Source organism: Terriglobales bacterium, assembly GCA_035624475.1.
Lineage (GTDB): Bacteria > Acidobacteriota > Terriglobia > Terriglobales > Acidobacteriaceae > DASPRL01.
In genome coordinates, this window is record DASPRL010000404.1 from 1 (window position 1) to 3,328 (window position 3,328).

The following is a 3,328-nucleotide window of genomic DNA, read 5'->3' on the forward strand; positions in this document are numbered from 1 at the left end:
GGGCGCGACTGGCGCCCCCGCGCTACATGATCTTCTTCCCCGCCGCGATCATGGCCACCGACTTGGCCGCACGCCGCTCTCGCGTCTCCGCCTGCTTCGCCCCCTGGATGAAATCCACGTAGGCCTTGCGGTGCGACCATGCGAGTGCGGCGAAGTTCTCCCGCGCGCGGACATTCCTGGCCAGCGCGCGCTTCAGGACGGCCGGCACCGCCACCTTGCGCGGCGCCGTGTCCGGGGCCATGGCCACCGCCACTGACTCGCCCGGCTTCGCCCCGGCTCCCGCCTGCAGCGCCTTGTTCACCATCATGTAGTGGACGCCCTTGCCGTCAGGAAAGACGGAGTTGCGGAAGGCGAAGCCGTTGATGTTCCCGCGCACCGACACCCGCGCCCGGCTGCCCCACACTTTTTCCACGTTGAAAGGGACGCGCAGGGCCGTCCAATGTCCGCCCGGGCCCATCTCCTGCAGCTTGCCCCGGAACTTCTTCTCCATGTCTCCTCCCTGAGACGACAGTCTAGCGCGCGCCCGCCGGTGCCAGCGCCGCGATCTCCTCCATGTGGGCCTCGGCGTGTTCGCAGTGGGCCAGCAGGTAGGAGGCCAGCGTGACCTCGCTCGCCGACTCCTGGAAGACCGCCTTGTTCTCCCAGGCCGCGGCCGGCAACCCGCCCAGCATCGCCGCCGTGCACCGGCGCATCAGCGCGAACAGCTCCAGCGCCGGCTCCAGCGCCTGGGCGGCGTAGTTCAGCTTCTCGCCCCACACGTCGCCGGCATAGCCCGGCAGGAGCGCACCGGGCTGGGCCGCGATCCAGCGCAGCCGCGCCGCCCCCACGATCTCCGCGTCCACGATGTGCAGCGCCGTCTGGTGAGCGCTCCACTTCCCGGCGCCCGGCGCCCGGTCGAGTTCGCCCGCCGGAAGCTCGCGCAAGGCCTCGCGCAGCACTTCGACCCCGGCCGCATAGCGCGCGAGCAGCAGCGGCACGGGGTCGTAGCCCTCCTCCTCGGGCGCTGCCGCCGCCGGGGCCAGGCCCGCCTCCGTCAACCGCGCCACCACCGCGGGCAGCTTCTTCCCCACCAGCTTCTTCCAGCCGTTGGCCAGGATCAGGCTGTCCATCATGCCGCCGACGCCGCAGAAGCCGCAGTGCTCCAGCACCAGGCGCGTGCCGTCCGCGACCGGCTCCAGCAGGTAACGCACCGTGGTATCCAGCTTGTCCGCCTTCCAGGTGTAGGCCAGCCGCCGCGGCGGATCCAGCTCGGTCACCTGACAGCGCACGATGCCGTCGAAGCCCGGCACCGGCCGCATGCGGAAGGTGAACTGGTGTCCCAGCCGCGGCTCGAAATCGTTCTCCATCAGCCACGCCGCCAGCGCCTGGCGGTCGGTCAGCGCCCGCCACACCCGCTCCGGCGGATGCGGATAGGTGGCCTCGAATCTCAGATCGCGCTTCATCCTTCCTCCTTCTTGCCGGGAGCCGGCTGGCTCCCCGCCTCGCTGGCGCCCGGTCCCAAGTGTTGGCCCAGGGCCGCCAGCTTCGTTCTCCAGAACTCTTCGTAGTGCGCCAGCCAGTCCGCCACCTGCGCCAGGGCCTCGCCCTGCAGGCGGTAGAAACGCTGCCGCCCGGCACGCCGTTCGCTCACCAGCCCCGCGTGCCGCAGAACTCGCAAGTGCTGTGAGATGGCGGGCTGGCTGATGTGGAATCGCTCCACCAGACTCTTCACCGGGCGCTCGCTCTCCAGCAGAAGATCCAGCAGCGCCCGCCGCGTGGGGTCGGCGATGGCCTGGAAGATCTCCGCCTGGCGGGCTGTTCGCATCGCGGAGAAATATATAAGTCACTACTTATGTTTGTCAAACCGAATCCGAACACCCCTCCTGCTACTCTAAAGTCCATCCCGGCAGGGGCTCTTGGATGCCCGACGGGCAAGGAGGCTGTACACATTTATGCGACGTCTTCTCGCGTTCCTGGCGCCGCTGCTGCTGCTGGCGGCGGCGGCCGCTCAGACCGCCACCTGGACCATCGATCCCGCCCACTCCACCGCCGCCTTCACCGTCCGCCACATGATGATCAACAACGTGCGCGGCGAGTTCAGCAAGACCACCGGCACGCTGCAACTCGATCCCAAAGACATCACCAAGTCCACCGTCGAGGCCTCCATCGACGCCGCCACCGTCAACACCCGCGTCGACGCCCGCGACGCCGACCTGCGCAGCGCCAACTTCTTCGACGTCGCCAAGTACCCCATCCTCAGCTTCAAGTCGACCAAGGTGGAGCAGGTCGCGCCCGGCAAGCTGCGCGTCACCGGCGACCTCACCATGCACGGCGTCACCCGCCCGGTGGTGCTCGAGGTCGACGGCCCCTCGCCCGCCATCAAGGACCCTTGGGGCAACACCCGCATCGGCCTCTCCGCCTCCACCAAGATCAACCGCAAGGATTGGGGCCTGATGTACAACAAGCTGCTGGAGAGCGGCGGCATGGTGGTGAGTGAAGAGGTGTCCATCGACCTGGAGCTGGAGTTCGTGCAAAAGGCCCCCGCCCCCAGCAAGGGCAACTGAGCTTCTTCCGCGTCGACCGTGTGGCACAGCCGACCCGGCTGTGCCACGCGCGCAGGGGCACCATGAAGACAGCCCGCGCTTCAGCGCGGGCGCCAGAACCCAGCCCGGCACGTAAGTGCCGGGAATCTGCGGCCCCTTTGCTCCGCGCGCGACCGACCCGCGAGCGCCAGCGAGCCCGGGAGGGAGCACACTGGGCCCGCCTTCGGGTACAATCGCGCCTTCCTGGAGAGTGACCATGCCGGCCCGCGCGCGCTCTTGCACTGTCCTGTTTCTGTTGTTTCTGCTGCCCGCCGCGGCCCAGGCCCAACCCAAAGAGAAGCCTAAGGTCCGCGCCCTGACCGCCTTCGTCCGTCTCGACGCCGCCCACTACCGCCAGCAGGTCGCCGACACCCTCGTCATGCTGCGCCGCGCGAAGTCTGAATTCGAGCGCACCGGCTACGAGGTACAGACCATCCGCATCTCCACCCAGCCCTTTCCCGAGTACATCCGTGGGATGTCGCACGAGCAGGCCCTGGCTTTCTTCCGCGACTACGACCAGCTCGCGCAGAAGGAGGGCTTCGACGCCGACATCGGCCCCGCCATGCTCCACGACTCCGACGATCCCGCGATGGCCGGCCTGCTGGCCGAGGTCCTGGCGCAGTCCAAGGTTCTGAACGCCAGCGTGGTCGTCGCCGGCGACGACGGGATCCACTGGCACGCCGTGCACGCCGCCGCCCGCGTCATGAAATATCTGGAGGAGCACACGCCCCACGGCCAGGGCAACTTCAACTTCACCGCCACCGCCA

At 68.6% G+C, this 3,328-nt stretch carries 5 protein-coding genes; 2 read left to right on the forward strand and 3 right to left on the reverse strand.

Annotated elements, in window-relative coordinates; translation table 11 throughout:
- Positions 1-22: 22 nt before the first annotated feature.
- From VEG08_15560 to VEG08_15570, 3 genes are read right to left on the reverse strand one after another with little or no spacing between them, the layout of a single operon-like run.
- Complete coding sequence (locus VEG08_15560) at positions 23-490, reverse strand: YdeI/OmpD-associated family protein (protein ID HXZ29412.1); 468 nt, start codon at positions 488-490, stop codon at positions 23-25.
- 22 nt (positions 491-512) lie between these two features.
- On the reverse strand, positions 513-1,442 hold the full coding sequence (locus VEG08_15565; protein HXZ29413.1) for an SRPBCC domain-containing protein: 930 nt from the start codon (positions 1,440-1,442) through the stop codon (positions 513-515).
- Positions 1,439-1,804, reverse strand: coding sequence for a metalloregulator ArsR/SmtB family transcription factor (locus VEG08_15570; GenBank protein ID HXZ29414.1), 366 nt, complete (start codon positions 1,802-1,804; stop codon positions 1,439-1,441). Before VEG08_15570 ends, VEG08_15565 begins: the two co-directional genes overlap by 4 nt.
- 127 nt (positions 1,805-1,931) lie before the next feature.
- On the opposite strand from VEG08_15570, the gene VEG08_15575 reads away from it, so the two are divergent.
- Positions 1,932-2,543: a YceI family protein gene (locus VEG08_15575; GenBank protein ID HXZ29415.1), complete on the forward strand. Its 612-nt coding sequence runs from the start codon at positions 1,932-1,934 to the stop codon at positions 2,541-2,543.
- A gap of 235 nt (positions 2,544-2,778) precedes the next feature.
- A partial coding sequence (locus VEG08_15580) for a DUF711 family protein (GenBank protein HXZ29416.1) occupies positions 2,779-3,328 on the forward strand: 550 nt, incomplete at its 3' end.